We start from the raw sequence: 23,226 nt of genomic DNA on the forward strand, positions 1-23,226 counted from the left end.
GAAGGCGGACGCGTACGCGATTCGTGGGGCGTACGCACTCGGAATCGTACCGAGCCGGAGAGGCCGCTCGCGAAACGGTTACGGGCGCGCTATCCGTCCGCCTCCTGCCCGCCCGGTTCCTCGAAGAAGTCCGCGTTCTCCTGGAGCGACTTCATCAGCCGGTCGCGTTCCGCCTCGTCCACGGGTACCGGCACGAGTCCGGAGGCGTCAGTGAGCCGGCGGAAGCCGCCCCTGCTCTCCAGCCGTCCCGCCACCCGGATCGGCAGTCCCGCCAGGTGGGCGTGGCCGGCCGTGCGGTAGGCGTCCTCGTCGAGCGCCACCCGGACATGGGGGACGTCGACGCCCGTCAGGACCCGCAGCCGTACGGTGCCGGCGCCGCGCGGCCCCGAGCGCCGCATGCGGACGACGGTGCCGGTGATGCGCACGGGCACGGACGGCTCGTCCTGCAGGTAGCGGGCGCCGGCGGCCCGCAGCGCGGGGAGGTCGCCGGGTGAGAACTCGACCGGTTCCATGCGGGCGGCGCAGCCCTGCGGCACTCCTGCGGCCGGTGACCATCCGAGCGCGATGCGGGCGCCCTCCGAGCCGCGCACGAGGGCGATGACGGACTCGGTCAGTTCGCGGCTGACGCCGGCCCGGACCGCCGCGTCGAAGGCCTCGGTGCCGCCGGTCGCGCGCTGGTAGTCGATGGCTTCCCTGGTGGCCTGGAGGGCGTGGCTCAGCCGCACCGCGAGGGCCCGGCCGGTCCGCACGGGCACGAAGGCGGTGAGGGAGCGGCCGGCCGGCGCGGGTCCGACGAGGACGCCTTCGAGGAGGGCCTGGGCCGCTCTGCGGTGGCGTGCGCCGTAGTAGCCGGCGCGTTCGCGTGCGGCCAGCGCTCCGGCGAGCAGCATCTGCCGGGCGGCCGAGCGCAGCTGTTCCTGGACGGTCCAGGAGGCGGTGCCGGGCGGCCCGCCCTGGGGGATGTCGCGCCACCAGCGGATCTCGTCGCTGGGGACGGTGAGCCCGACCAGGACGTCCTTGGCGGACGGCGCGGCGCTGCGGGCCAGGGCGGTGATGGCCTCGCCGAGCAGGTCCTCGCAGTCCGGGAAGGCCCGGCTCTCGGGGACGAGCAGGCTGGTGTTGGCGGCGGGTTCCGGCGGTGTCCAGCGGGTGTAGCGGCCCGCGGCACCGCCGCGGCGGCGCCAGCCGTGCCGGTCGAGGAGGGCGCCGAGGACGACGGGGTCGACCTCGGCGGGGTCGGGTTCGGCCGCGCCGAGCCAGGGACCGGAAGGTTCCGTGGTGCTCGGATGGGGGCGCACATGGTCGTCGAAGGGCCGGTGCATCAGGGTCTCCCTCCCGCCCCGACACGCGTCATGATCTCGCAGAGTGCCCGGTCGTCGAAGATCCGCGAGGTCGGGATGCGCACGGTGGTCCTGCGCCTGCCGGTCACCGCTTGGCCGGCGAGGTTGGTCCAGTAGCAGCAGTGCCGCAGGTCGAGCCGGTCGTGGCCGGCCCGCAGCCATTCGTCCTGTGTCCGGGGGACGAGCATCACGACCAGGATCTTGTGCACGGAGACGGGGGTGCGGGCGAGCTTCACCAGGTGGTCGTTGTCGAGGGTGAAGGAGAACGCGGGCCCCGGTGGGTGCGGCGGGATCTGGTACGTGCACTTGAGCTGCACCTTGATGGTCACTTCGTCGTCGACCGTGTGTCCGGCCGAGCTGTGGCTGACGTGCCAGTCGATGCCGTTGTCCGGGAACGGCTGGGAGAGCGAGCAGCCGGCGGCGGCGGCGACGGCGTGCAGATAGCCCACCTGAAGCGTCTCCATGCAGGCGGTGGTGGCGAGTGCTCCGCGCAGCGGGGGCGTCCGCTGGGGCAGCAGCCCTCCCTGCTCGGGCTGGGCGAGCGCCATGGCAATTCCCTTCCCCGTCATCTGTGTTGTCACCGGCCCGCGTACGGTGCAAACAGCCCGGGTATCACCGATTCGGGCAGGGGCTTACGCCATCTGCCGTTCGGGTGCGAGGAGTTCGGGGATGACGGAATGGTTCGACGGCCCCCTGGCCGCATTTGACACAGAGACAACCGGAGTGGACGTCGAGGAGGACCGGATCGTGTCGGCGGCGGTCGTGGTCCAGGATTCGCCCGGCGGGCGGCCGAGGATCAGACGCTGGCTGGTGAATCCGGGGGTGCCGGTGCCGCCGGGCGCCGTCGAGGTGCACGGGCTGACGGAGGACCATCTGCAGCGCAACGGCCGTTGGCCGGCGCCGGTGATGGAGGAGATAGCGAGGGCGCTGGCGGAGCAGTGCGCGGCGGCACGGCCACTGGTGGTGATGAACGCGCCGTTCGATCTGACGCTGCTCGACCGGGAGTTGAGGCGCCATCGGGCGTCGTCGCTGAGCCGCTACCTGGACCGGTCGCCGCTGTGTGTGCTGGATCCGCGGGTGCTGGACAAGCATCTGGACCGCTATCGCAAGGGCCGGCGGACGCTGACGGATCTGTGCGCGCACTACGAGGTGGTGCTGGACGGCGCCCATGACGCGGCGGCGGACGCGCTCGCGGCGCTGGAGGTCGTACGGGCGGTGGGGCGGCGTTACAACGCCCGGCTGGAGCGGTTGTCCCCGGCGGAGCTGCACACGCTGCAGGCGGTGTGGCACGCGGCGCAGGCGCGGGGGCTGCAGGCGTGGTTCGCGCGCAGCGGTACGCCGGAGGCGGTCGATCCCGCGTGGCCGCTGCGGCCCGATCTGCCGGCGGCGGCCTGAGGGTCCGCGACAATGAGCAAGGCCGGTCCGTCTTCGACGGACCGGCCTCTCCCGGTGGGCGATACTGGGTTCGAACCAGTGACCTCTTCGGTGTGAACGAAGCGCTCTCCCACTGAGCTAATCGCCCGGGAACGGACTGAACCATACAGGGATCCGCGGGCTTGGTTCAAACTGCTTCGAGGTACGCCTCCAGCCCTCGCCGTCCACCGCGCATCATCAGCGCGTGGTTGGCGCGGAAGAAGGGGCGGCAGGGGATCGCGAGCCGTCTCATCAGGGGCTTGCGCACGACGACTTCCTGCTCGTACAGCACCCGGGTGCCTCTGCCGCCTGCCCGCAGGGTCCATCGCGACCATCCCTCGAGGTCCCCCGCCATCCCGATCTCCAGCACACCGCCCGCCGGGTCGCGGCGCTGTGCGCGGACGCTGACACACAGGTCGTACGGGAGGAGCGAACGGAACCGGGCGATGCCGGAGTCGTCGTCGGCGGGTCTCACCTCGCGCACCTGGGGCCACCAGCGAGGGTAGTCCTCGGCTCTGGACAGCACGTCGTAGACCCGGCTCGGTGCGGCGGGCAGGTCCCAGGAGCTGCGGAAGCGGTAGCGGCACCAGTCCATGGGTCAAGTCTGCGCCTCCCGGGGCCGGTACTCAGCGGGATCTGAGTATCCGCACCCATGCCGGCGACTGTGGCGGCGGCCACACTGCGGCCATGGAGAACGTGCCGTCACCGGCGGAGGAACTGGCGATGCTCGATCGTGAGCTGCGTCAACTGGATGCGCGGCGTGGCCAGTTGCTGGCCCGCCGGGCCTGGCTGCTGGCCGCGCTGCGTCCTGCTGCCGCACCACTCGCACCGCCGGTGGCGCCGCCGGCCGGCTTCGGCGGTCCGGCCGCGTCGCCCGAGACCTCGGCGCCGGGTGTGCAGAACCTGCTGCTGACGCTGGGTGGTGTGCTGCTGGCGATCGCGGCGATCGCCTTCACTCTCGTCAGCTGGGGCGAGATGGGCATCGGGGGGCGTGCGGTGGTCCTGGGCGCGGTGACGGTCGCGGCTCTCGGCACGCCGGCCGTGCTGCTGCGCCGGGGTCTGGCCGCGACGGCGGAGTCCGTGGCCGTGCTGGGTCTGGTGCTGACGGTGCTCGACGCGTACGCCTTGCACCGTACGGTGCTCGCGGGCACGGACGGGCTCGGCTACTCGGCCGTGGCGTCGGCGGCGCTCGCGGCCCTGTGGTGCGGGTACGGGGTGTCGCTGCCGCGCCTGCGCTCGCCGCTGCCAGCGGCTGTGGCGGCCGCGCAGCTTCCGTTGCCGCTGTGGGCACTGACCGCCGATGCCGCCGCGCCGCCGATGGAGTGGGCGCTGCTGCTGACCGCCGTGCTGGACGTGGCCGTCGTGCTGTGGACGCGGCCTGCCGCGGTGCGGGTGGTCGCGTGGGCGGGGGCCGGGGTGACGGGCGGCGGGGCTCTGCTGATGGGGGTGTTCCGGTCGTCGGTGGCGGACGGTGCGGGGGCTGCCGCCGGTCCGGCGGTGCTGCTGGTCGTGGCGGCGGCGGTGGCGTTGTTCGCCGCGTGGCAGGTGCCTGCGGCGGGCCGGCTCTCCGCCCTGTCTGTCCTGGCGGTGGTGGCGGGCGCCGGCGGTGTGATCCGCGCGGTGGTGCCGGACGGCTGGGCGGTCACGGGTTACCTGCTCTGCGCGGTGGCCGTGCTGGGCGTCGCGCGGGCCGTGCTGCCGGGGCGGCTGCTGCCCGGTGCGGCAGGCGCGGCCGGTGCGGTGCATGTGGCCGCGGTGGCGACGGCGCTGCCGTTGACGCTGATGGCGCTGGCGGGTCCTGCGGTGCTGCTGGCCGACGTCTGGTCCGGCACGTCGTCCCTGCCGGATCCGGACGCCACGACGAGGGATCTGCTGCCGATTCCGGTCGTGCTGTTGATCGCCGCTGCGGTGCCGGCCGCGGTCGCGCGTCAGTACGTCCCGGCCGCCGCTTCACCGACCGCGCCCGGCCCGACGGGAGCCTCTGCGAAGCCGCGGGGTCCCGGCGGGGACGAACCGGCCGGGGACCGGGGAGCACCCGCCGGACCGGCTCCTGCCGGGGCCTGTGGGCCGGGGACGCCGGCCGCCGGACGGCTGCGGGACGCCGCGCGTTGCGGGGCTCTGGTGTCGGTGTGGGCGGCGCTGACGGTCGTGCCGCTCGTGCTCGGTGCGGCCCACGCCGCCGCTGTCCTGTGGCAGCTGGCGCTGACGACGGCAGTGCTCGTGCTCGGTGCCCGCCGGGCCGGCGCCGTGGCGACCACCGCGCTGGTGTGTGCGCTCGGCGGATCGGTGAGCGTCGCGCTGCTGTCCCTCGCGACGCGGCCGGCGACGTTCGCCGTGCTCGGTGCTCTGGTCGTGGCGCTCGCGGCGGCCGCGCCGCGGACCCGCGGTCCGGTCCAGGCACTGCTCGCCTGTACGGCGACGCTCTACGGTGCCGCCCTCGCCGGGGCGTCGGCCGCGGCCTGGGAGCTGCCGCCGCACCGTGCCGCAATGCTGCTGCTGGCTGTGCCGGCGGCGACCGCGCTGGTCGGCGCCGTGCTGCGGCGCCGACCGGCCGCCCTGCCCGTGGAGGTCACGGGCGCGGCGGCGGGCCTCGTCGCGCTGCCGCTCGCGGCGGGCGATGCGCCGACGCTGGCGCTGGTCCTCGCGCTGGCCGGGGTGATCGCCGCGGGTACGGCCGTCCGCCCGGAGCGGCGTCCGGTCGCCGGCGTGGTCGCGGCGGTCCTGTTCGTGGCGGCGACGTGGGTGCGGCTGGCCGCCTCGGACGTCGCGTCCCCTGAGGCGTACACGCTGCCGGTCACCGTCCCGGCGCTGGCCGTCGGTGTGCTGCGGCGCCGCCGGGACGCGCAGTCGTCGTCGTGGACGGCGTACGGGCCGGGCCTGGCGGCGACCCTCGTGCCGAGCCTCGTCGCCGCCTGGGGCGACGAGCACTGGCTGCGTCCGCTGCTGCTGGGACTCGCGGCGCTGACGGTCACCCTGGTGGGGGCGAGGTGGCGGCTGCAGGCGCTGCTGGTGCTCGGCGGCGCGGTGCTGGCGCTGGTCGCGCTGCACGAGCTGGCGCCGTACGTGGTGCAGGTCGTCGGGGCGCTGCCCCGCTGGCTCCCGCCGGCGTTCGCCGGCCTGCTGCTGCTCGCGGTCGGGGCGACGTACGAGCAGCGTCTGCATGACGCCCGCAGGCTGCGGGACCACCTGAGCCGGATGCGGTGACGGGAAGGGTCGGCGGACGCGCCGACGACGAAGCCCCGGAGACTTCCAAGTCTCCGGGGCTTCGGTCCGGGTGGGCGATACTGGGTTCGAACCAGTGACCTCTTCGGTGTGAACGAAGCGCTCTCCCACTGAGCTAATCGCCCGGGCGCACCGCAAACATTACCGCATGTCGGAGGTGCTCCAGGCCGCGGTCCGGGGCAAGGCAGCCCCGGACCGTCCTCCGGTCACTGGTCGAGCTTCCACGGCATGGCGAGGCCGAACTTCCAGAGGTAGATGCCGCAGAGCACCGCGACGATGACGAGGCCGATCGTGGTGAGGATGATGTTGCGACGCCGGACCTTGGGATCGAGGGCGCGCTGAGCCGCCTCGGTGACCTTGCGCTTGGTCCAGCGCAGGACCAGCTGGGCCCAGACGAACTCGGTCGCCCAGATCGCCATGCCGCCGAAGATCACGACCCAGCCGGGTCCGGGCAGCACCAGCATCGAGACGCCGGCGGCGACGACGGCGAGGCCGACGATGAAGACGCCGACCTGCCAGCTCACATGCAGTGGCTTGGATCGCTTGATGAAGTGCGGTGCCCTGGAGCCGAGCTCCGGTTCCTCCTTCGCGGCCTCCGGGACCGGCTCCGCCGTCCCCGCCGTCACGTCCCCCGTCACGGGGCGGTCCGCCGTCGCTGCGGCGTGCTCGCCCCGCTCGTCACTCTGCGCTTTCATACGTCCAAAGCTACCGGATCGAACTCGATCACCCCGGATCGAACCGGGTCACCGGAATGGCCGTACAACGCAAAGTAATGCACCGCCGTACGAGCGACCTGAAGGATCCCAAAACGGTCAGAGGGGTTTACAACGGCACCCCAGGTGGCATGTCGATTTCGCCGACGTGCGAATCCCCGAGCGCACACTGAGCGAAAGGCCCTGGCGCTTATGAACACCACGGTCAGCTGCGAGCTGCACCTGCGCCTCGTTGTATCGAGCGAGTCCTCACTGCCTGTACCCGCGGGCCTGCGGTATGACACGGCCGATCCTTATGCCGTGCACGCCACCTTCCACACCGGAGCCGAAGAGACGGTCGAGTGGGTCTTCGCCCGCGACCTTCTCGCCGAGGGCCTGCACAGGCCCACCGGCACGGGCGACGTACGCGTCTGGCCGTCACGCAGCCATGGCCAGGGCGTCGTCTGCATCGCGCTGAGCTCCCCGGAGGGCGAGGCACTGCTCGAGGCCCCGGCGCGGGCCCTGGAAGCGTTCCTCAAGCGGACGGACGCCGCGGTGCCTCCGGGCACCGAGCATCGGCACTTCGATCTCGACACGGAGCTGTCGCACATTCTGGCCGAGAACTGACTCCAGTCCGGCCGGCCGAAAGCCGCACGGCGCCGTCCGTCTCGGGGAGACGGCGCCGCGCGGACAACCTCATACGGCGAACACCGGCGCCGTCGTCGCGGAATCCACCGCGGCGGCGGCGCCGGTGCGCTCTCGGCACGAACCGCTAGAGTCAGCGCAATTCGGCGGGCACCGGCCCGCATCCGGCCAGGGAGCGAATTACGTGCTGATCCCCCACGACACCCGTAGCGCCCTCGACACCGTCGTCGACCTGATGAACACCGCACCGGAGAGCGGCCAGGACGACGATCTGGCGAATGTCGAAGCGCTCTACGACTTCGTACGGAAGCACTCGGTCAGCGGCGTGGGGGAACTGACCCAGCGGGATCTCAGGGCGGTGCACGGCATCCGCGCGCTGTTCGCGGAGGTGTTCGCGGCGCCCGACAGCAGGAGCGCCGCGGAGACGATCAACCGGCTGGTGGCGGCGGCCGGTACGACTCCGCAGCTCACGGACCACGACGGTCACCATTGGCATGTCCACTACTTCGCACCGGGCGCCTCGGTGGCGGACCATCTCGCGGCGGACTGCGGGATGGCGCTGGCGTTCATCGTCGTCGCCGGTGAGCAGGAGCGGCTGCGGCGCTGTGACGCGCCGGACTGCGGGCGCGCGTTCGTGGACCTGTCACGCAACCGGTCACGTCGCTACTGCGACAGCCGCACCTGCGGCAACCGTCTGCATGTCGCCGCATACCGGGCGCGCCGCCGGGAGGCCGCGGGCTGAGGGGGCACCTCGTCGCGGCCTCACAGCCAGAAGAGATCGTGGACGGCCGCCATGAGCAGCAGGACGCCGATCACCCCGAGGAAGATCATCAGGGGCGGCTGGGAGAGCGCGAAGAGGCAACCGCGCGGCTCCTGGGTCGGTGCGGGGGGACGACCCCGCGAGGTATCGAGCATCTCGGGGTGATGATGACGCAGCCCGGACCCCGGTGATCGACCAACACGCCCCATGGGCAGGGTTGTTCATCACATCCCGTGGCGCGGCGCCGGACGGGGTCCCCGGCCGGCGGGCGTCAGATGCCGTGCTTCTTGAGGATCGCCTCGATGTCGCTGAAGTCGTCGTCCGCCGCGGACGCCTTGGGCCGGGCGGCCTTGGATGCTTCGGCGGCCTTGGGTGCTTCGGCGGCCGGGGCGGAGCCGCCCAGCGAGGGCCGGGAGGCGGCGGGTTCGACGGTGTCCCCGCGGGCCGCCGCGGCAGCCGCCTTGCGTTCCTTCCGGGAGCCGCCCGCTCGGCGCCGCTCGACGGCCCGGGTGGTGATGAACAGCAGCCATGCGCCACCGAGGAGACCGAAGCCGACCCAGGCGGTCGGGCTGAAGGCCGTGCTGACGGCCCAGTCGACGGCTCCGGTCATCACCAGGCCGACGGGCACCAGGGAGTAGGCCGCGATACGCGCCGCGGCGAGGAAGCGCCTGCGGTACGCCGTGATCGCGGCGATGCCCAGGCCCGCCGCGGACACCGCGGAACAAATGGTCTCGGCAAGCATCCGGTCCTCCAGGCATAGGCGGCTTGAGCGCTTGTGTCCCTTCCATCCTGCACCGCCGAGGGGGTCCGGGGCCACGGTCCGGGGCGGGGCCGGTCACATCTGGGGGAGATCTCCGGGGCGGCCTCCGCCCCAGGTCCCGGTTGGGGCGGCGGCCGCCGGGCTGGGAGACTGGCGGCATGAGCGACTCCTCGACCGGCTCCCCCGTCGTCCTCGACGTCTGGTGCGAGCTCCAGTGCTCCGACTGTCACAGCGCCCTGGAGGACCTGCGGGCCCTCCGGGCCCGCTACGGCGACCGGCTGGAACTGCGACTGCGGCACTTCCCCCTCGACAAGCACAAGTACGCGTTCACCGCGGCGCAGGCCGCGGAGGAGGCGGCGGCCCAGGGCCAGGCGTGGCCGTACGTGGAGGCGGTGCTGGCGCGCACCGAGGAGCTGGCCGTCAGGGGCGAGCCCCTGCTGCTGGACATCGCGCGCGAACTAGGCCTGGACGCCGAGGAGTTCGACACCGCCCTGGTCGACGGCCGGCACATTCTGATCGTCGATGCCGACCAGGCGGAGGGCAAGGCCATCGGCGTGACCGGCACGCCGACGTACGTCATCGGCACCGAGCGTCTGGACGGCGGCAAGAGCCAGGAAGGGCTGCGCGCCCGCATCGAGGAGATCGCCGACCGGCTGCTGGCCGGGCAGTGAGCCTCCTCAGAGGAGCCGCTTGACGAGGTTGCGGTGGGTCGTGCGGTAGCCGAGGGACTCGTAGAGGGTGCGTGCGGGCTCATTGCCCTCGAAGACGTGCAGCGCGATCAGCCGCTGACCGGCCCCGGCCGCGATCCGTTCGGCGAGCAGCATCAGAGCCCGTCCGTGACCCCGCCGCCGGAACGCCTCGGCCACCTCGACGTCGAAGACGTACGCCCCGTCCTCGCCGGGGCGCACCTCGCGCTCGGAGAGCCAGACGTGGCCGACCGGGGTGCTGTCGGCGAGGAGTATGTGGAGGTGGGCGCCCGGCGTCGCGAGGCCGCCCGGGAGGAGGCGCGCGTGGACGGCCTCCGAGCGGGCGAGGGCCTCGTCCTCGGGCACGCCGCCGGAGATCCAGTCGCGGGCGAAGTGCCGTACCGCCTGGGCGCGCCAGTGGCCGAACTCCGTCTCGGTCATGGGGCGGCCCTCGACGTGCTCGGGCAGTGAGGGCGGCGGCGCGGCCACCTCCTTGATCATGTTGCGGCCGCGTTCCGTGTAGCCGAGGGCGCGGGCCAGGCGCAGTGCGGGGTCCGCGTCGGCGGGTACGGCCGCGCGGACCTCGGTGCAGTCCCAGCCGCGCAGCACCTCCTCGGCCGCGAGAGCCGCGACGGTGCCGCGGCCCCGACGGCGGTCGGCGTCGTCGATGCGCAGCGACCGTATGTACCCGACGGGCCGGCCCGCCCCGGGGTCGGCGGCGAGCTCGACGGCGCCGACGGGTCGGCCGTTCACGCACACGTCGTAGGTACGGGAGGTGGCGCCCGACTCGTCGCGCTGGATCGGCCCGGTGGGCCGCAGGGTTGTCGTCATCGAGGAGTTTCTACCTGGGCGGCGGCCCTCCGACACCCGGTTTTCCTCCCGATCACGGTTCGGTCAGACGGACTTCGGGTTTGGATCCGCCGCCGAGCGCTCCTCGAAGACGCGCATCGCCTTCGTCGTCACCGGCCCGGGGCCCTCGCCGATACCGCGCCCGTCGAGGCGTACGACCGCCTGGACGTCGCGGAGCGTGGAGGTCAGGAAGATCTCCTCGGCGCTGTCGAGCACCTCGAAGGGCAGGTCCGTCTCCTTGGCGCCCGTCCATTCGACGGTCAGGGCGCGGGTGATGCCCGCGAGACAGCCGGAGGCCAGGGTCGGGGTGTGCAGCTCACCGTCGAGGACGACGAAGACGTTCGAGCCGGTGCCCTCGCAGAGCTGCCCCACGGTGTTGGCGAACAGGGCCTCGGAGGCGCCGTGCTGGTGGGCCCTCGCGAGCGCGACCACGTTCTCGGCGTAGGAGGTGGTCTTCAGGCCGGTCAGCGCGCCGCGTTCGTTGCGGGTCCAGGGGACCGTGACGACCGACGTGGTGTCGGGGCGGCGGGCGGTCTCGCCGACCGCGACGATCAGGGTCGGGCCGTCGGCGCCCCGGTCCGAGCCGAGGGGCGAGAGCCCTCCGGTGTAGGTGATGCGCAGCCGGCCGAGCGGCATCGGGTTGGCGGCCAGCACGGCGGCACAGGCGCGGCGGACCTCGTCGAGATCGGGTTCCGGCAGTCCGAGCCCCTCGGCGGAGCGGGTGAGGCGTTCCAGATGGCGGGTGAGGGCGAAGGGCCGGCCGTGGACGGCCTTCACGGTCTCGAAGATGCCGTCGCCCACGGTCATGCCGTGGTCGAGCACGGACACCCGGGCGTTCTCGAGCTCCGAGAGCCCGCCGCCTACCCAAACCTTCATCGCGCTGTCCTTCCGATCGCCGCGTACGCGCCCGACGCTACCGCCAGCAGCCGCGATGCCTTCAGTTCTGTCTCGGCCCACTCGCGCTCCGGGTCGGAGCCCCAGGTGATGCCCGCACCGGTGCCGAACCGCAGGAGGTTCTCCCGGCGGTCGATCCAGAAGGTGCGTATGCCGACGGCCAGCTCGGCGGTGCCCCGGTCGGCGTCGACCCAGCCGATGCCTCCGCAGTACGGCCCGCGGGGTGTGGTCTCCAGCGCCTCGATGATCTTCAGAGCGCTGGACTTGGGGGCGCCGGTGACCGACCCCGGCGGGAACGTGGCCGCGAGCAGCTCGCCCCAGCCCGCTTCCGGCGCCAGCTCGCCACGGACCGTCGAGACCAGGTGCACGAGTCCGGGGTGGGGCTCGATCGCGCAGAGGGCGGGCACGGTGACGCTGCCGGTGGCGCAGACCCGGCCCAGGTCGTTGCGGACCAGGTCCACGATCATGACGTTCTCCGCGTGGTCCTTCTCCAGGAGATCGTCGGCGGTGCGGCCCGTCCCCTTGATGGGCCCGGACTCGACGGTGCGGCCCGCGCGGCGCAGATACAGCTCCGGCGAGGCGGTCGCGATCTCCACGCCGTGCGCGGGCAGCCGAACCGTTCCTGCGTACGGGGCCGGGTTGCCGCGTGCCAGCAGGGCGGTCAGCTCGTCGACGTCCGCCGCGTCCGGTTCGGGCAGCGGCGCGGACAGCACCCGGCACAGGTTGGCCTGGTAGACCTCGCCGGCCGCGATGTGTTCCCGGACACGCCGCACGCCGGCGGTGTAGGCGGCACGGTCGAGCGAGGACGTCCAGTCCTCGGCCGTGGGCCCCCGCCAGCGTCCCGGGACGGGCTCGGGAACCGGCTCACTGCGGACATCAGCGAAGCGGGCGCAGGTCAGACGGCCCTCGAAGTCGGCCACGACCGCCCAGAAGCCGGTGGAGTCGAGGGCCGCGGGGTCGCTGGTGACGTCCCTGAGGTCGGTGGCGACGAGGGAGCCGAAGCGGGCCAGAGGAGCGAGGTCGTGCACGTCTGCGAGTGTATGACCGGCACGGATCGGGTGCGGACGGGCGGCGGGTGAGCCACTCGCGAGCTGCCGGTGAGCTGCCACGACGCGAACACATGGCGGCAAGCTGCACAAACGCGTTTTTGTACTGGCCCGGGAATCCGCTAGAGTTCAACACGTCGCCGGGACGCGCAAGCGGAACGGAAACGACAAGCGGACGTGGCTCAGTTGGTAGAGCATCACCTTGCCAAGGTGAGGGTCGCGAGTTCGAATCTCGTCGTCCGCTCGAGAAAGTGGGGGATCTTCCCGACCCCCCGCACTCCGGGTGGAGTGGCCGAGAGGCGAGGCAACGGCCTGCAAAGCCGTCTACACGGGTTCAAATCCCGTCTCCACCTCCAAGGACGATTAGCTCAGCGGGAGAGCGCTTCCCTGACACGGAAGAGGTCACTGGTTCAATCCCAGTATCGTCCACTGGGTCCGCGAGGACCCGAGCGCGATTAGCTCAGCGGGAGAGCGCTTCCCTGACACGGAAGAGGTCACTGGTTCAATCCCAGTATCGCGCACGCTGTACGCAGTGAAGCGGGGCTTTGACGGCCCTGCCGCCCTGCGCGATTAGCTCAGCGGGAGAGCGCTTCCCTGACACGGAAGAGGTCACTGGTTCAATCCCAGTATCGCGCACCAGCCGAAGCCCCCGGTCGTCGAGAACGACCGGGGGCTTCGTCATGCTCCCCCCGCCGGCTCTCCCCGGCTGCCTCCCGACGGAGGACCTCCGTCGGGGGGCTTTCCGTCAGGAGGAGATCAGGAGAGGAGATCAGGAGGAGAAGAGCATCCGGCCGAAGCTGCGCTGACGGTGGTGGCCGTGGTGACCACCGTGATGCGGCGCCCCCCAGGCCGGCGCCGCCGGAGCATGAGGCGCCGGGTACGCCTGCGGGGCCGGCGGCGCGGGCGGAGCCTGCTGCGTCCACTGCGACTCGAGACGGGTCAGGGACTCCAGCTCGCCGTAGTCGAGGAATATGCCCCGGCAGCCGCTGCACTGCTCGATCTGGACGCCATTGCGGTTGTATGTGTGCATCGCTGCATGGCACTTGGGACACTGCATCGTCTACTCAGCTCCTCGCCGTGTTGTCGACGTCGCCGGGATGCATGCCCGGCGACGAGACCTTCACCCTACGACGGAGCCTCGAACTCCAACTCGGGTGCCAGTGTCCCGATTCGGGTACAGGCGTCGAGCACCGCCTGCTCGACCGCGTCCGGTCGACGCCCCTCCCCCGCCGACTTCGCCAGCGCGAGCGCCGCCGTCTGGACGGTCAGCGCCCTGGCCGGCACGTCCAGTTGGGGCCAGGGGTCGTCGACGCAGGCCACCGCGGGGCCGCCGGCACCCGTGTACGCGCCGAGGAACCGCTGCCAGACCTCCGGCGGCAGCAGGCCCGCCGCGAACCACGCAGCAGGGCGGGCAAGGTCCCAGGCCGGGTCGCCGAGGCCGAGATCGTCGACGTCTATCAGCAGCCAGGGGCCGTCGGGGGCGGGGTGGCGCACGAGTTGGCCGAGGTGGAGGTCACCGTGGCAGACGTTTGGGCACGCAGGGCCGGAGGGAGTGGGCGGTCCCTCGCCGCGGGCCCAGGCGGGCAGGCGCGCCCAGGCGCGCCGCACGTCGCGGGTGGCCGGGTGGTCCGCCGCGGCCGCGTCCATGCGGGCCACGGCGGCCGCCGCCTTCGCCGGGCCCCGCATCGGCGGGAGCGGACCGGGCAGGCCCGCGGGCTCGACACGGTGCAGTCGCGCCAGGAGGACCGCCGCGTCCTCCCAGGGCGCGGCGTCCGGGTCGCCGGGGTCGACGGGAGCGCCGTAGGGCCAGGTGGTGACGGGGCGGTCCTGGGCGCTCGTGTTGTGCGGCAGCGGCGGCAGGAGGATGCCCGCCAGCGCCGGGTGGGCCGCCAGGGCGAGGCGTGCGCGGTGGGCGACCGGGTCCGTCCCGGAGGCGTGCGCCTTGGCGACGGCCGAGCCGTGGCGTACGACGGTTCCGTCGGGGCGGTCGGCGAGCGTCTGGCCGTCCTGGGCGGCCCCGCACGCCGGGCAGCCACCACGCGGCGCCGCCCGGTGGGCGGCGCTCCGGGCGACGGAGGCGAGTACGCGAACGACGGAGGCGGTCACGGGGGGAGCGTAGCGGCAGCGTGGTGCGCGCTTGCGCGCTTTGGGTTCCGGGGCGGGCCGGCGCGGGGGGCGCGCTTCGAGTATGCGGCCGGGCCCGGCGGCCTGCGCCGGTGGGTGGTTGCGAAGCGGAGCCTCCGGAGCGCGGCACCCTGACGCCACACCACACGGACCGGGCCACGCCCGAGAAGCGCCCGGACCGGGCCACGCCCGGAAACGTGGACCCGGTACGCCGCCCGCCCGAGGGCAACGCGCGATGGCCGGTCAGCTCCCCAGCTGACCGGCCAAACGCTGCCGTCCGCCGCACCCCCGTCCCCACGGGGTTGTTGGCCGGATGTCCCCGACCCGGACCGCTCTTCCGGGCCCGGGGCGCCGTTCAGCGCCCCAGCATCACGCCCACGGACGACGCCTGTGTGACCACTGCGTCCCAGCCGCCGAAGACGACCACGAGCAGTGCCGCGAGGGGAAGGACCATGGCCGTCGCCACCAGCGGATGGCGCGTGCCGGACTGGCGGCCGCCGAACGCGGCGGATGCCTTGCGTCCCTGCGTGCGGATCATCGTCCGCGATGCCGTGTCCGCCATGGTCCTTCTCCTGTCGTGGTTGGCAGCGGCGGGTGTCTGACCTCGGGGGACGAGTGCTGCACCCGCCGCTTGACATCAACATTAGGGAAACGGCGGGGCCGGGACGTCATGCCCTCGTACCGATTGCCTGGCCTCCCGGAGGATGAGCCGTCACCCCCCGGAGTACTCCCCTGGGTGGAGACGGGGCTCCGGGTCTTGGGGTCTTCCCGGAGGGGGCCCTCAGTCGGTGGTTTCGTCGTCGCGCGGGACGGGCTGTTCCACCAGGGCCAGTACCCGGGTCGCCATGAAACGGGCCGTGCGGACGACGGAGCCTGACCGAGTGACTTCACTCACTTCGACCACTCCCCTGCGCACCGCGGTCTCGACCCTGCGGCCCGCCCGGCTTGCCACCACTTCGTACGTGCGCGTCGTGTCCCCCGCGTCCACCACTATCTCCACGCGGTCGCCCTTCATCGATCCAATCCCCCTTCTGTGCCGAGTCGTTGAGATCTCGCACGGGTCGGGGGCAAGGGATCCGCTCTCCGCCGACCACTCCTCAAGTGTCCCATCGGGCACTGACAATCGATCCGAACGCGAGGGCGCGGCCTATGAGCGCACCGGCGCGGGGGTACGTAAGCTGTGGCACGTCACAAGCGGACGACCGGGCAGCGGGGTGGGGCCTCCCCACCGTAGGTAGGGGACGGACATGGCGATGATGCGGCTCCGGCGCGAGGACCCGCGAGTCGTCGGCTCGTTCAGAATTCACCGGCGGCTCGGTGCGGGCGGCATGGGTGTGGTGTATCTGGGGTCCGACCGGCGGGGGCAGCGGGTCGCGTTGAAGGTGATCCGGCCGGACCTGGCGGAGGATCAGGAGTTCCGGTCGCGGTTCGCCCGCGAGGTGTCGGCGGCGCGGCGTATCCGCGGCGGCTGTACGGCCCGGCTGGTGGCCGCGGATCTGGAGGCGGACCGGCCGTGGTTCGCGACCCAGTACGTACCGGGGCCGTCGCTGCACGACAAGGTGGTCGAGGAGGGTCCGCTGCGGGCCGCCGACGTGGCCGCGGTGGGTGCCGCGCTGTCGGAGGGGCTGGTGGCCGTCCACGAGGCCGGTGTGGTGCACCGTGATCTGAAGCCGTCGAACATCCTGCTGTCGCCCAAGGGGCCACGGATCATCGATTTCGGTATCGCCTGGGCCACGGGCGCGAGCACGCTGACGCATGTGGGTACGGCCGTGGGGTCTCCGGGTTTCCTCGCGCCGGAGCAGGTGCGCGGCGCGGCGGTGACGCCGGCGACCGATGTCTTCGCGCTGGGAGCGACGCTGGCGTACGCGGCGATGGGCGACTCCCCGTTCGGGCACGGCAGTTCCGAGGTGATGCTGTACCGGGTGGTGCACGAGGAGGCGCAGCTGCACGGAGTGCACGACGCGCTGGCGCCGCTGGTGTCGGCGTGTCTGGCGAAGGACCCCGAGGAGCGGCCCAGCACCTTGCAACTGTCCATGCGGCTCAAGGAGATCGCGGCCCGGGAGGCGCAGGGCCTGCATGACGCCCGGCCGCCGGCGCAGCGGGACCGCGAACGGGAGCGGGTCGACTCGAACCGGCCGACCGCGCGCTATCCGGAGCGGCCGGACCGCACCGAACGCATGGAGCGGCGGACGGGTGGCTCCTCGCGGCCGCAGGCGCCGGCCCGCACCGGTGGCGGGTCCCGGCCGCAGCAGCCGCGCACGGCGGGCCGTACGAACGGCCGTCAGGGCGGCGGGACCAGGCCGGGTGCGCGGACGACGTCGACGGGCCGGCGGCCGGCCAATCCGCGGCTGCTGCGCCAGCGGATCACGGTCTTCTTCGTGGTGACGCTGATCGTGGCGCTGGGGATCGCCGCGGCGCAGAAGCTGTAGCGGCTACGCGGGGCGGCCGGTGGCGACCGCGTAGAAGGCGACGGCGGCCGCCGCGCCCACGTTGAGCGAGTCGACGCCGTGGGCCATGGGGATGCGCACCCATTCGTCGGCGGCCATGAGTGCCTTGGTGGACAGCCCGTCGCCTTCCGCTCCGAGCATGAGTGCCACGCGGTCCAGGCGGTGCGGGGCGGCCTCGTCGATCGAGGACGCCTTCTCGTCGGGGGTGAGGGCGAGCAGCCTGAAGCCGGCTTCGCGGACCGCTTCGAGGCCCTTCGGCCAGGTGTCGAGGCGGGCGTACGGCACGGAGAACACCGCGCCCATGGAGACCTTCACGGAACGGCGGTAGAGCGGGTCCGCGCAGTCCGGTGAGAGCAGCACGGCGTCCATGCCGAGGGCCGCCGCGCTGCGGAAGACGGCGCCGATGTTGGTGTGGTCGTTGACCGACTCCATGACGACCACCCGGCGTGCGCCGGTGAGCAGGTCGCCGGCGTCCGGCAGCGGTTTGCGCTGCATGGAGGCGAGGGCCCCGCGGTGGACGTGGTAGCCGGTGACGCGTTCGGCGAGGGCGGGGTCGACCGCGTACACGGGCGCGGGGACCTCTTCGATGACGTCGCGCATGACGTCGAGCCACTTGGCGGAGAGCAGCATGGAGCGCATCTCGTAACCCGCCTGCCCCGCGCGGCGGATGACCTTCTCGCCCTCGGCGATGAACAGGCCCTCCGCGGGTTCGCGACGGCGGCGCAGCTCGACGTCGGTCAGGCCCGTGTAGTCGCGCAGACGGGGGTCGTCGGGGTCGTCGATGGTGATGAGATCGGCCACGGGGTGATACTGCCTTCTTGGATGTGCGGTGCCAACGGTTCCCGCAAGGTCGGGTTACCGGTGGTTACTTGTGCGGGCCGACGGCGACGACGTCGCCGATGACGATGACGGCCGGGGGGCGTACGTCCTGGGCCCTGACCGTCTCGGCGACGGTCGCGAGCGTGGCGTCCACCCTGCGCTGGGCCGCGGTCGTCCCCTCCTGGACGAGGGCGAGCGGGGTGTCGGGCGCCTTGCCGTGCGCGATGAGGGCCTGGGCGATGGCGCCGATCTTGTCGACGCCCATGAGCACCACGAGCGTGCCGCGCAGCCGGGCGAGGGACTTCCAGTCGACGAGCGAACGCGGGTCGTCGGGGGCGACATGGCCGCTGACGACGGTGAACTCGTGCGCCACGCCGCGGTGGGTCACCGGGATACCGGCCGCCGAGGGGACCGAGATGGAGCTGGAGATGCCGGGCACGACCGTGCAGGGGATACCGGCCTCGGCGAGCGCCTGGGCCTCCTCCATGCCGCGGCCGAAGACGTACGGGTCGCCGCCCTTCAGCCGTACGACGGCCTTGCCGGCCTTCGCATGCTCGATGAGCGCGTTGTTGATGGCCTCCTGGGCCATGAACCGCCCGTAGGGGATCTTGGCCGCGTCGATCACCTCGACGTGCGGCGGGAGTTCGTCGAGGAGGTCGCGCGGACCGAGCCGGTCGGCGATGACCACGTCAGCCTCCGCGAGCAGGCGGCGCCCCCGGACGGTGATCAGGTCGGGGTCGCCCGGGCCGCCGCCGACAAGGGCGACGAACGGGGCGCGGCTGCGGCGGTGGGGCGCCGCGAGGGTGCCGTCGCGCAGCCCCTCGACGACGGCGTCGCGCACGGCGGCGGAGCGGCGCGGGTCGCGGCCGGTGAGGACGGCGACCGTCACACCGTCGCTGCGGCCGGTGGCCGGGGTCCAGGCGGTCGCCGCGTCCGCGTCGTCGCTGCGTACGCACCAGGTCTTGGTGCGCTCGGCCTCCTCTGAGGCGCGGGCGTTGGCCTCGGGGTCGCTGGTGGCGACCAGGGCGTACCAGGCGTCGGCGATGTCGCCGTCCTCGTAGCGGCGGCGGGTCCAGGTGATCTCGCCGGACTCGGCCATCGCCTCGACGGAGGGCGTCGCGGAGGGGGAGATCAGGGTGACGTCGGCCCCGGCGGCCACCAGGGCCGGGAGCCTGCGCTGGGCGACCTGCCCGCCGCCGATGACGACGACGCGGCGCCCGGCGAGTCGCAGGCCGACGGGGTAGGCGGGGTGCTCGGCGGGCGGAACGTGCTCAGCCATGGCGGTGCGGCTCCTCGGGCGGGGCAGTGCGGAGGCCGCTGCGACGGTGAAGCGGCTGGTGGGGACGGGTGAGGGGTCCTGGCGACCACGATACGGCCCCGCTCACGGGGCCGGCGGGGACCGTTGCGGAACGGTTGCCTCCGAGTGCGTCACGCACCCGGTGCTCAGCGGACCGGGGGCGTGACGCGGGTGCGTCCTGCGGGTGCGTGACGCGGGTGCGTGACGCGGGGCTACTTCTCGGTGACTCCGGCCGAATCGAAGGTCGCCACCTCGTGCATGGCCCGAGCCGCGCTCTGGACCAGGGGAAGTGCCAGCAGCGCTCCCGTGCCCTCGCCGAGGCGGAGATCCAGGTCGACCAGAGGGCGCAGGCCCAGCTTGTTCAGCGCCGCGACGTGGCCCGGTTCGGCGCTGCGGTGGCCGGCGATACAGGCGGCCAGCGCCTCGGGGGCGACGGCGCGGGCCACCAGGGCCGCGGCGCCGGTGCTGACGCCGTCGAGGATCACGGGTGTGCGCAGGGAGGCGCCGCCGAGGATGAGGCCGACCAGCGCGCAGTGCTCCAGGCCGCCGACGGCCGCCAGGACGCCGATCGGGTCGGCCGGGTCGGGCCGGTGGAGCTCGAGGGCGCGGCGGACGACGTCGACCTTGCGGGCGTGCATCTCGTCGTTGATGCCGGTGCCTCGGCCGGTGATCTCCGACGGGTCGGCGCCCGTGTAGACGGCGATGAGCGCGGCGGACGCGGTGGTGTTGGCAATGCCCATCTCACCGGCGAGCAGAGCCTTGTTGCCGGCGGCCACCAGATCACGGGCGGTCTCGATGCCGACCTCGATCGCCGAGAGGACCTCCTCACGGCTCAGGGCCTGCCCGGTGGTGAAGTCGGCGGTGCCGGGCCGGACCTTGCGCGGCAGCAGTCCCGGAGTGGCGGGCAGGTCGGAGGCCACGCCGACGTCGATGACGCAGACCTCGGCGCCGACCTGGTTGGCGAAGGCGTTGCAGACCGCTCCCCCACCGAGGAAGTTGGCCACCATCTGGCTGGTGACCTCCTGGGGCCAGGCCGTGACGCCCTGGGCGTGCACGCCGTGGTCGCCCGCGAAGATCGCGACGGCGGCCGGCTCCGGGATCGGCGGGGGGCACATCCGGGAGAGGCCGGAGAGCTGTGCGGAGATGATCTCCAGCATGCCGAGCGCGCCGGAGGGCTTGGTCATCCGCTTCTGGCGTTCCCACGCCTCACCGAGCGCCTTGGCGTCCAGCGGACGGATGTTGGTGACGGTCTCCTGCAGCAGGTCGTGCGGCTGCTCGCCCGGCAGGGCACGGCGGCCGTACGTCTCCTCGTGGACCACCCAGGACAGCGGGCGGCGCTTCGACCAGCCCGCCTGCATCAGCTCGGGCTCCTCCGGGAACTCGTCGACGTAGCCCACGCAGAGGTAGGCGACGACCTCGAGGTGATCGGGCAGGCCGAGCGTACGGACCATCTCGCGCTCGTCGAAGAAGGAGACCCAGCCGACGCCCAGGCCCTCCGCGCGGGCGGCGAGCCACAGGTTCTCGACGGCGAGCGCCGAGGAGTAGGGCGCCATCTGCGGCTGGGTGTGCCGGCCGAGGGTGTGGCGGCCGCCGCGGGTGGGATCGGCGGTGACGACGATGTTCACCGGGGTGTCGAGGATGGCCTCGATCTTCAGTTCCTTGAACTGCTTCGCCCGGCCCTTGGGCAGCGACTTGGCGTACGCCTCGCGCTGACGCTGGGCCAGTTCGTGCATCGTCCGGCGGGTCTCCGCGGAGCGGATGACGACGAAGTCCCAGGGCTGTGAGTGGCCGACGCTGGGCGCGGTGTGCGCCGCTTCGAGGACGCGGAGCAGGACCTCGTGCGGGATGGGGTCGCTGCGGAAGCCGTTGCGGATGTCGCGCCGTTCACGCATCACGCGCAGGACGGCCTCGCGTTCGGCGTCGCCGTAACCCGGCGCCGGGGCGGTGGGGTGGGCCTCGGGCGACTCGGCACCGGCCGGGTCGCCGGAAACGGGTACGGGATCCGGCTGGGCGGCATCGGGTCCTGCCTCCGGCGCTGCCGCGGTGGCCGCGTCCGCGGGCGGGGCGTCGGGTGCGGCTTCGGGGTCCGGTCCGGCCGGCTCGGCGGCGGCCTGGGCCGTCTCCGCGCCGGGGGCGGTGGCGGGCTGTGCCGCGTCGGGCGACTGCCCGGCGACCGGGCCGGCGGTGGGTGCGGGACCGTCGGCGGGGGCCTCGGCGCCGGGCTCGACGGCATCGGCGGCCGTGGGCTGCGGGCCGGGCACGTGCTCGCCTGCCGGGCCGACGGCGCCCGGCTCCGCCGGCTCGGCCGCCACGACGGGCTGGCCCTCGGGCGACTCGGCACCGGCGGGCGCAGGGCCGGGCGTTGCCGCCTCGGCAGCCGGAGCGGTGCCGGGCGCAGGCGTCTCGGCCGCCGGGGTCTCGGCCGCAGAGGCTGCCGACGGGTCGGTATCGGCGGCGACGGCGACCGGGCCGGCGGCATCGGGCGTCTCGGGGGAGGCCGGTGCCGGCTCCGGGTTCTGAGGCACCGTGCCGTCCTGAGGGGCGGCCCAGCCTTCGGCGGCCGCCTCCGGGATGCTCTGCGCGGCGGCGGCTTCCGCCGCGTCCGCCGGGGCGTCCACGTCCGCTCCCTCTTCCGTCTCGGGGGCCGCTGCCTGCGCCGCGGCCACTGCGCTGTCCGTCGCCTCGGGTGCGACGGACGCCGGCTCGGTCTCGACGGGCGCCGGCTGCGCCTCGGCGGGGGCCGCGTCCTGCGCCGTCCCCTCGGCGACGGTGGTCTCGGGCTCGGCCGTCGCCGGCGACGGCGCGTCGGCGGCGGCCGGTGCGGCTGCCTCCGTGGGCGCGGGAGCGGGCGACGCCGCGTGTCCGGAGACCTCCGGCTCCGCGGCCGTGTCCGGTACGGCCCCCTCCGGGGCCACGGGGGGCTGCTGGTCGGAGCCGCCGGCCCGCGGTGCGGGCACGGTGGCCTCGGCGTTCGCCGGGTCGGTCGGGACGACCGTTTCTGCGGGGGCCGCCGTCTGCTCCTGTGGCGGCTGGGGGTCCCAGGGGGCGCCGGCCTGCGGCGGGATCTCACCCAGCTGGGGGCCGGGCAGCTCGGCGCCCGGGTCCTCCCGGGGCACGTCCAGGTACTCCACGCCGGTGGTCGCGACGGCCTGTGCCTGTGCCTGAGTGGTGCGGACGGCCATGGGGTGCGGCGGTGTGCCGGAGGCCGGTCCACGGTCGGCGAGCGAACGGACCACGCCGCTCGACGTGTCGGGCACGGGCGGTCCCATGTGGAGCGGGCGGCGCGCGGGCGCCGGCGTCGGCATGGCGGAGGTCGCGGCGGCCGGCGTCCGTACGGCACCGAGGTCGACGGCGCCGGAATCACGGCCGCCCGCCTCGTGGGCGCCGGCCTCGTGGACCGCCGCCTGGGCCTCGGCCTGCGGGTGCGCGGCCTGGGCCGCCTGCTGCGGCGCGGCATCCGCGACGGCCGGGGCCGCCTCGGCCGCCGGAGCCACCCCCGGTACGACCGACATGGTCCCCTGCACCTGCGCCAACGGCTCGTGTGCCGCCGCCGCCTGTGCCTGGCCCCCGTGGAACTGCTGCTGGGCGTGCCCGGAAGCTCCGGCGTCCGGGGTCACCTCGACGAACTCCGGGCCGGGCGCGGCGTTCTCCGTCACCGGCGGAACGGGCTGCGCCGCCGGCTGTTCCGCTCCGTGCACGACGGGGGCGGCCTGGTAGTCGTGCGGCGCGTAGCCCGCCGCGCCGTGGTCCATCTGGTACTCGCCGCTCCGGTGCTGCGGCCCGGCCTCCTGGTTCGCCGTCGCCTGAACGGACACGGGCGCGGCCGCGTACTGATCGGCGGCGGGCGCGGCCTGCTGATGCGCGCCCGGGGCGGGGGCCGGAACCGGGGAGTCGCTCCACGCTCCCTGGGAGCCCGGCATCAGGAGCAGGTCGTCCTCTTCGGGACCGTTCTCGGAGTGCACGGCGTTCTCGGGGCTCTCGGAGCTCTCGAGGTAGGTGTACGCGCCGGGAGCGGGGATCCCCGGCTGCTCCACCATGCCTGCGTTCTCCGGCAGCCCCTCGCCCGGGATCTGGCCGGTGTCAGTCATGCGCGTACCCCTCGCCCATCGGTTGCTCCTTCGCCCTTCGCCCGGGACGTCCGACAGCGGCACACCTGACGCCCGTGAACAAGAACGAGCGTGTGCGCCGCGCGGCACGATTGACCCACGGACCAAAGCATTGTCGCGGTCGTT

22 protein-coding genes and 7 tRNA genes are annotated in these 23,226 nt (G+C 73.5%); 11 read left to right on the top strand and 18 right to left on the bottom strand.

Going from position 1 to position 23,226, the window contains the following annotated elements; translation table 11 throughout:
- Nucleotides 1-89: 89 nt before the first annotated feature.
- Together OGH68_RS06305 and OGH68_RS06310 are read right to left on the bottom strand one after the other, a co-directional pair.
- Nucleotides 90-1,322 carry a hypothetical protein gene (locus OGH68_RS06305; protein ID WP_264242324.1) on the bottom strand — a complete coding sequence of 411 codons (1,233 nt, stop codon included), beginning with the start codon at nucleotides 1,320-1,322 and terminating at the stop codon, nucleotides 90-92.
- Nucleotides 1,322-1,888, bottom strand: coding sequence for a DUF4365 domain-containing protein (locus OGH68_RS06310; RefSeq protein WP_264242325.1), 567 nt, complete (start codon nucleotides 1,886-1,888; stop codon nucleotides 1,322-1,324). Before OGH68_RS06310 ends, OGH68_RS06305 begins: the two co-directional genes overlap by 1 nt.
- Nucleotides 1,889-2,009: 121 nt before the next feature.
- On the opposite strand from OGH68_RS06310, the gene OGH68_RS06315 reads away from it, so the two are divergent.
- The gene (locus OGH68_RS06315; protein ID WP_264242326.1) at nucleotides 2,010-2,735 is read left to right on the top strand and encodes a 3'-5' exonuclease; all 726 of its coding nucleotides are present in this window, start codon (nucleotides 2,010-2,012) and stop codon (nucleotides 2,733-2,735) included.
- Between the two features lie 55 nt (nucleotides 2,736-2,790).
- Here OGH68_RS06315 and OGH68_RS06320 read toward each other — a convergent pair.
- Together OGH68_RS06320 and OGH68_RS06325 are read right to left on the bottom strand one after the other, a co-directional pair.
- Nucleotides 2,791-2,862: transfer RNA gene (locus tag OGH68_RS06320), tRNA-Val, on the bottom strand.
- Between the two features lie 39 nt (nucleotides 2,863-2,901).
- Entirely contained in the window at nucleotides 2,902-3,348 is a 447-nt protein-coding gene (locus tag OGH68_RS06325; protein ID WP_264242327.1) for an SRPBCC family protein, read from the bottom strand.
- A gap of 92 nt (nucleotides 3,349-3,440) precedes the next feature.
- On the opposite strand from OGH68_RS06325, the gene OGH68_RS06330 reads away from it, so the two are divergent.
- Nucleotides 3,441-5,957, top strand: coding sequence for an SCO7613 C-terminal domain-containing membrane protein (locus OGH68_RS06330; protein ID WP_264242328.1), 2,517 nt, complete (start codon nucleotides 3,441-3,443; stop codon nucleotides 5,955-5,957).
- A gap of 71 nt (nucleotides 5,958-6,028) precedes the next feature.
- Here the strand turns inward: OGH68_RS06330 and OGH68_RS06335 are convergent.
- Nucleotides 6,029-6,100, bottom strand: a tRNA-Val gene (locus OGH68_RS06335).
- An 81-nt stretch (nucleotides 6,101-6,181) separates the two neighbouring features.
- The gene (locus OGH68_RS06340; protein ID WP_264242329.1) at nucleotides 6,182-6,670 is read right to left on the bottom strand and encodes a TIGR02611 family protein; all 489 of its coding nucleotides are present in this window, start codon (nucleotides 6,668-6,670) and stop codon (nucleotides 6,182-6,184) included.
- 210 nt (nucleotides 6,671-6,880) lie between these two features.
- On the opposite strand from OGH68_RS06340, the gene OGH68_RS06345 reads away from it, so the two are divergent.
- Both OGH68_RS06345 and OGH68_RS06350 read left to right on the top strand, forming a co-directional pair.
- A complete protein-coding gene (locus OGH68_RS06345) occupies nucleotides 6,881-7,294 on the top strand; it encodes an SsgA family sporulation/cell division regulator (RefSeq protein ID WP_264242330.1) in 414 nt (137 codons plus the stop codon).
- A 202-nt stretch (nucleotides 7,295-7,496) separates the two neighbouring features.
- A complete protein-coding gene (locus tag OGH68_RS06350) occupies nucleotides 7,497-8,054 on the top strand; it encodes a CGNR zinc finger domain-containing protein (RefSeq protein WP_264242331.1) in 558 nt (185 codons plus the stop codon).
- A gap of 20 nt (nucleotides 8,055-8,074) precedes the next feature.
- Here the strand turns inward: OGH68_RS06350 and OGH68_RS06355 are convergent, their stop codons facing one another.
- Nucleotides 8,075-8,227: a hypothetical protein gene (locus OGH68_RS06355; protein ID WP_189884660.1), complete on the bottom strand. Its 153-nt coding sequence runs from the start codon at nucleotides 8,225-8,227 to the stop codon at nucleotides 8,075-8,077.
- Nucleotides 8,228-8,343: 116 nt separating this feature from the next.
- Nucleotides 8,344-8,814: a hypothetical protein gene (locus OGH68_RS06360; RefSeq protein WP_264242333.1), complete on the bottom strand. Its 471-nt coding sequence runs from the start codon at nucleotides 8,812-8,814 to the stop codon at nucleotides 8,344-8,346.
- A 176-nt stretch (nucleotides 8,815-8,990) separates the two neighbouring features.
- Between OGH68_RS06360 and OGH68_RS06365 the strand changes: the two genes are divergently transcribed.
- A complete protein-coding gene (locus OGH68_RS06365; protein WP_264242334.1) occupies nucleotides 8,991-9,503 on the top strand; it encodes a DsbA family protein in 513 nt (170 codons plus the stop codon).
- A gap of 6 nt (nucleotides 9,504-9,509) precedes the next feature.
- Here OGH68_RS06365 and OGH68_RS06370 read toward each other — a convergent pair whose 3' ends face one another.
- The 3 genes from OGH68_RS06370 to OGH68_RS06380 all read right to left on the bottom strand — a co-directional run bounded on the left by OGH68_RS06370 (nucleotide 9,510) and on the right by OGH68_RS06380 (nucleotide 12,289).
- The gene (locus OGH68_RS06370; protein ID WP_264242335.1) at nucleotides 9,510-10,349 is read right to left on the bottom strand and encodes a GNAT family N-acetyltransferase; all 840 of its coding nucleotides are present in this window, start codon (nucleotides 10,347-10,349) and stop codon (nucleotides 9,510-9,512) included.
- 63 nt (nucleotides 10,350-10,412) lie between these two features.
- Complete coding sequence (locus tag OGH68_RS06375) at nucleotides 10,413-11,243, bottom strand: aminotransferase class IV (protein WP_264242336.1); 831 nt, start codon at nucleotides 11,241-11,243, stop codon at nucleotides 10,413-10,415.
- Complete coding sequence (locus OGH68_RS06380; protein ID WP_264242337.1) at nucleotides 11,240-12,289, bottom strand: chorismate-binding protein; 1,050 nt, start codon at nucleotides 12,287-12,289, stop codon at nucleotides 11,240-11,242. The genes OGH68_RS06375 and OGH68_RS06380 overlap by 4 nt, the downstream gene beginning before the upstream one ends.
- A 189-nt stretch (nucleotides 12,290-12,478) precedes the next feature.
- Here OGH68_RS06380 and OGH68_RS06385 point away from each other — a divergent pair.
- The 5 genes from OGH68_RS06385 to OGH68_RS06405 all read left to right on the top strand — a co-directional run bounded on the left by OGH68_RS06385 (nucleotide 12,479) and on the right by OGH68_RS06405 (nucleotide 12,946).
- A tRNA-Gly gene (locus tag OGH68_RS06385) sits at nucleotides 12,479-12,551 on the top strand.
- A gap of 38 nt (nucleotides 12,552-12,589) precedes the next feature.
- Nucleotides 12,590-12,663 (top strand) — tRNA-Cys (locus OGH68_RS06390).
- A 1-nt stretch (nucleotide 12,664) separates the two neighbouring features.
- Nucleotides 12,665-12,736, top strand: a tRNA-Val gene (locus tag OGH68_RS06395).
- A 20-nt stretch (nucleotides 12,737-12,756) separates the two neighbouring features.
- Nucleotides 12,757-12,828: transfer RNA gene (locus OGH68_RS06400), tRNA-Val, on the top strand.
- 43 nt (nucleotides 12,829-12,871) lie between these two features.
- Nucleotides 12,872-12,946, top strand: a tRNA-Val gene (locus OGH68_RS06405).
- 130 nt (nucleotides 12,947-13,076) lie between these two features.
- On the opposite strand, the gene OGH68_RS06410 is transcribed toward OGH68_RS06405, so the two are convergent.
- From OGH68_RS06410 to OGH68_RS06425, 4 genes are all read right to left on the bottom strand, one after another.
- The gene (locus OGH68_RS06410) at nucleotides 13,077-13,364 is read right to left on the bottom strand and encodes a zf-TFIIB domain-containing protein (RefSeq protein WP_264242338.1); all 288 of its coding nucleotides are present in this window, start codon (nucleotides 13,362-13,364) and stop codon (nucleotides 13,077-13,079) included.
- A gap of 68 nt (nucleotides 13,365-13,432) precedes the next feature.
- Nucleotides 13,433-14,413 carry a phosphotransferase family protein gene (locus OGH68_RS06415; protein WP_264242339.1) on the bottom strand — a complete coding sequence of 327 codons (981 nt, stop codon included), beginning with the start codon at nucleotides 14,411-14,413 and terminating at the stop codon, nucleotides 13,433-13,435.
- A gap of 373 nt (nucleotides 14,414-14,786) precedes the next feature.
- Complete coding sequence (locus OGH68_RS06420; RefSeq protein WP_264242341.1) at nucleotides 14,787-14,993, bottom strand: hypothetical protein; 207 nt, start codon at nucleotides 14,991-14,993, stop codon at nucleotides 14,787-14,789.
- Between the two features lie 219 nt (nucleotides 14,994-15,212).
- Nucleotides 15,213-15,446, bottom strand: coding sequence for a hypothetical protein (locus tag OGH68_RS06425; protein WP_264242342.1), 234 nt, complete (start codon nucleotides 15,444-15,446; stop codon nucleotides 15,213-15,215).
- Between the two features lie 232 nt (nucleotides 15,447-15,678).
- Here OGH68_RS06425 and OGH68_RS06430 point away from each other — a divergent pair, with 232 nt between their 5' ends.
- A complete protein-coding gene (locus OGH68_RS06430) occupies nucleotides 15,679-16,860 on the top strand; it encodes a serine/threonine protein kinase (RefSeq protein ID WP_264242343.1) in 1,182 nt (393 codons plus the stop codon).
- 3 nt (nucleotides 16,861-16,863) lie between these two features.
- Here OGH68_RS06430 and OGH68_RS06435 read toward each other — a convergent pair whose 3' ends face one another.
- The 3 genes from OGH68_RS06435 to cobT all read right to left on the bottom strand — a co-directional run bounded on the left by OGH68_RS06435 (nucleotide 16,864) and on the right by cobT (nucleotide 23,082).
- The gene (locus OGH68_RS06435) at nucleotides 16,864-17,679 is read right to left on the bottom strand and encodes a TrmH family RNA methyltransferase (protein WP_264242344.1); all 816 of its coding nucleotides are present in this window, start codon (nucleotides 17,677-17,679) and stop codon (nucleotides 16,864-16,866) included.
- Nucleotides 17,680-17,743: 64 nt separating this feature from the next.
- Nucleotides 17,744-18,976 (bottom strand): uroporphyrinogen-III C-methyltransferase, encoded by a 1,233-nt coding sequence (cobA, locus tag OGH68_RS06440; protein WP_264242345.1) that lies wholly within the window; start codon nucleotides 18,974-18,976, stop codon nucleotides 17,744-17,746.
- 230 nt (nucleotides 18,977-19,206) lie between these two features.
- On the bottom strand, nucleotides 19,207-23,082 hold the full coding sequence (gene cobT, locus OGH68_RS06445) for a nicotinate-nucleotide--dimethylbenzimidazole phosphoribosyltransferase (protein WP_264242346.1): 3,876 nt from the start codon (nucleotides 23,080-23,082) through the stop codon (nucleotides 19,207-19,209).
- Nucleotides 23,083-23,226 lie beyond the last annotated feature (144 nt).

The organism is Streptomyces peucetius, from assembly GCF_025854275.1.
GTDB lineage: Bacteria > Actinomycetota > Actinomycetes > Streptomycetales > Streptomycetaceae > Streptomyces > Streptomyces peucetius_A.

Excerpts from the sequence above, each read along its gene's own strand:
- OGH68_RS06305 (WP_264242324.1), bottom strand. The coding sequence starts at position 1,322 with ATGCACCGGCCCTTCGACGACCATGTGCGCCCCCATCCGAGCACCACG.
- OGH68_RS06420 (WP_264242341.1), bottom strand. The coding sequence starts at position 14,993 with ATGGCGGACACGGCATCGCGGACGATGATCCGCACGCAGGGACGCAAG.
- OGH68_RS06360 (WP_264242333.1), bottom strand. The coding sequence starts at position 8,814 with ATGCTTGCCGAGACCATTTGTTCCGCGGTGTCCGCGGCGGGCCTGGGC.
- OGH68_RS06355 (WP_189884660.1), bottom strand. The coding sequence starts at position 8,227 with ATGCTCGATACCTCGCGGGGTCGTCCCCCCGCACCGACCCAGGAGCCG.
- OGH68_RS06315 (WP_264242326.1), top strand. The coding sequence starts at position 2,010 with ATGACGGAATGGTTCGACGGCCCCCTGGCCGCATTTGACACAGAGACA.
- OGH68_RS06375 (WP_264242336.1), bottom strand. The coding sequence starts at position 11,243 with ATGAAGGTTTGGGTAGGCGGCGGGCTCTCGGAGCTCGAGAACGCCCGG.
- OGH68_RS06310 (WP_264242325.1), bottom strand. The coding sequence starts at position 1,888 with ATGGCGCTCGCCCAGCCCGAGCAGGGAGGGCTGCTGCCCCAGCGGACG.
- cobT (WP_264242346.1), bottom strand. The coding sequence starts at position 23,082 with ATGACTGACACCGGCCAGATCCCGGGCGAGGGGCTGCCGGAGAACGCA.
- OGH68_RS06340 (WP_264242329.1), bottom strand. The coding sequence starts at position 6,670 with ATGAAAGCGCAGAGTGACGAGCGGGGCGAGCACGCCGCAGCGACGGCG.
- OGH68_RS06325 (WP_264242327.1), bottom strand. The coding sequence starts at position 3,348 with ATGGACTGGTGCCGCTACCGCTTCCGCAGCTCCTGGGACCTGCCCGCC.
- OGH68_RS06365 (WP_264242334.1), top strand. The coding sequence starts at position 8,991 with ATGAGCGACTCCTCGACCGGCTCCCCCGTCGTCCTCGACGTCTGGTGC.
- OGH68_RS06410 (WP_264242338.1), bottom strand. The coding sequence starts at position 13,364 with ATGCAGTGTCCCAAGTGCCATGCAGCGATGCACACATACAACCGCAAT.
- OGH68_RS06330 (WP_264242328.1), top strand. The coding sequence starts at position 3,441 with ATGGAGAACGTGCCGTCACCGGCGGAGGAACTGGCGATGCTCGATCGT.
- OGH68_RS06370 (WP_264242335.1), bottom strand. The coding sequence starts at position 10,349 with ATGACGACAACCCTGCGGCCCACCGGGCCGATCCAGCGCGACGAGTCG.
- OGH68_RS06345 (WP_264242330.1), top strand. The coding sequence starts at position 6,881 with ATGAACACCACGGTCAGCTGCGAGCTGCACCTGCGCCTCGTTGTATCG.
- OGH68_RS06430 (WP_264242343.1), top strand. The coding sequence starts at position 15,679 with ATGGCGATGATGCGGCTCCGGCGCGAGGACCCGCGAGTCGTCGGCTCG.
- cobA (WP_264242345.1), bottom strand. The coding sequence starts at position 18,976 with ATGGCTGAGCACGTTCCGCCCGCCGAGCACCCCGCCTACCCCGTCGGC.
- OGH68_RS06425 (WP_264242342.1), bottom strand. The coding sequence starts at position 15,446 with ATGAAGGGCGACCGCGTGGAGATAGTGGTGGACGCGGGGGACACGACG.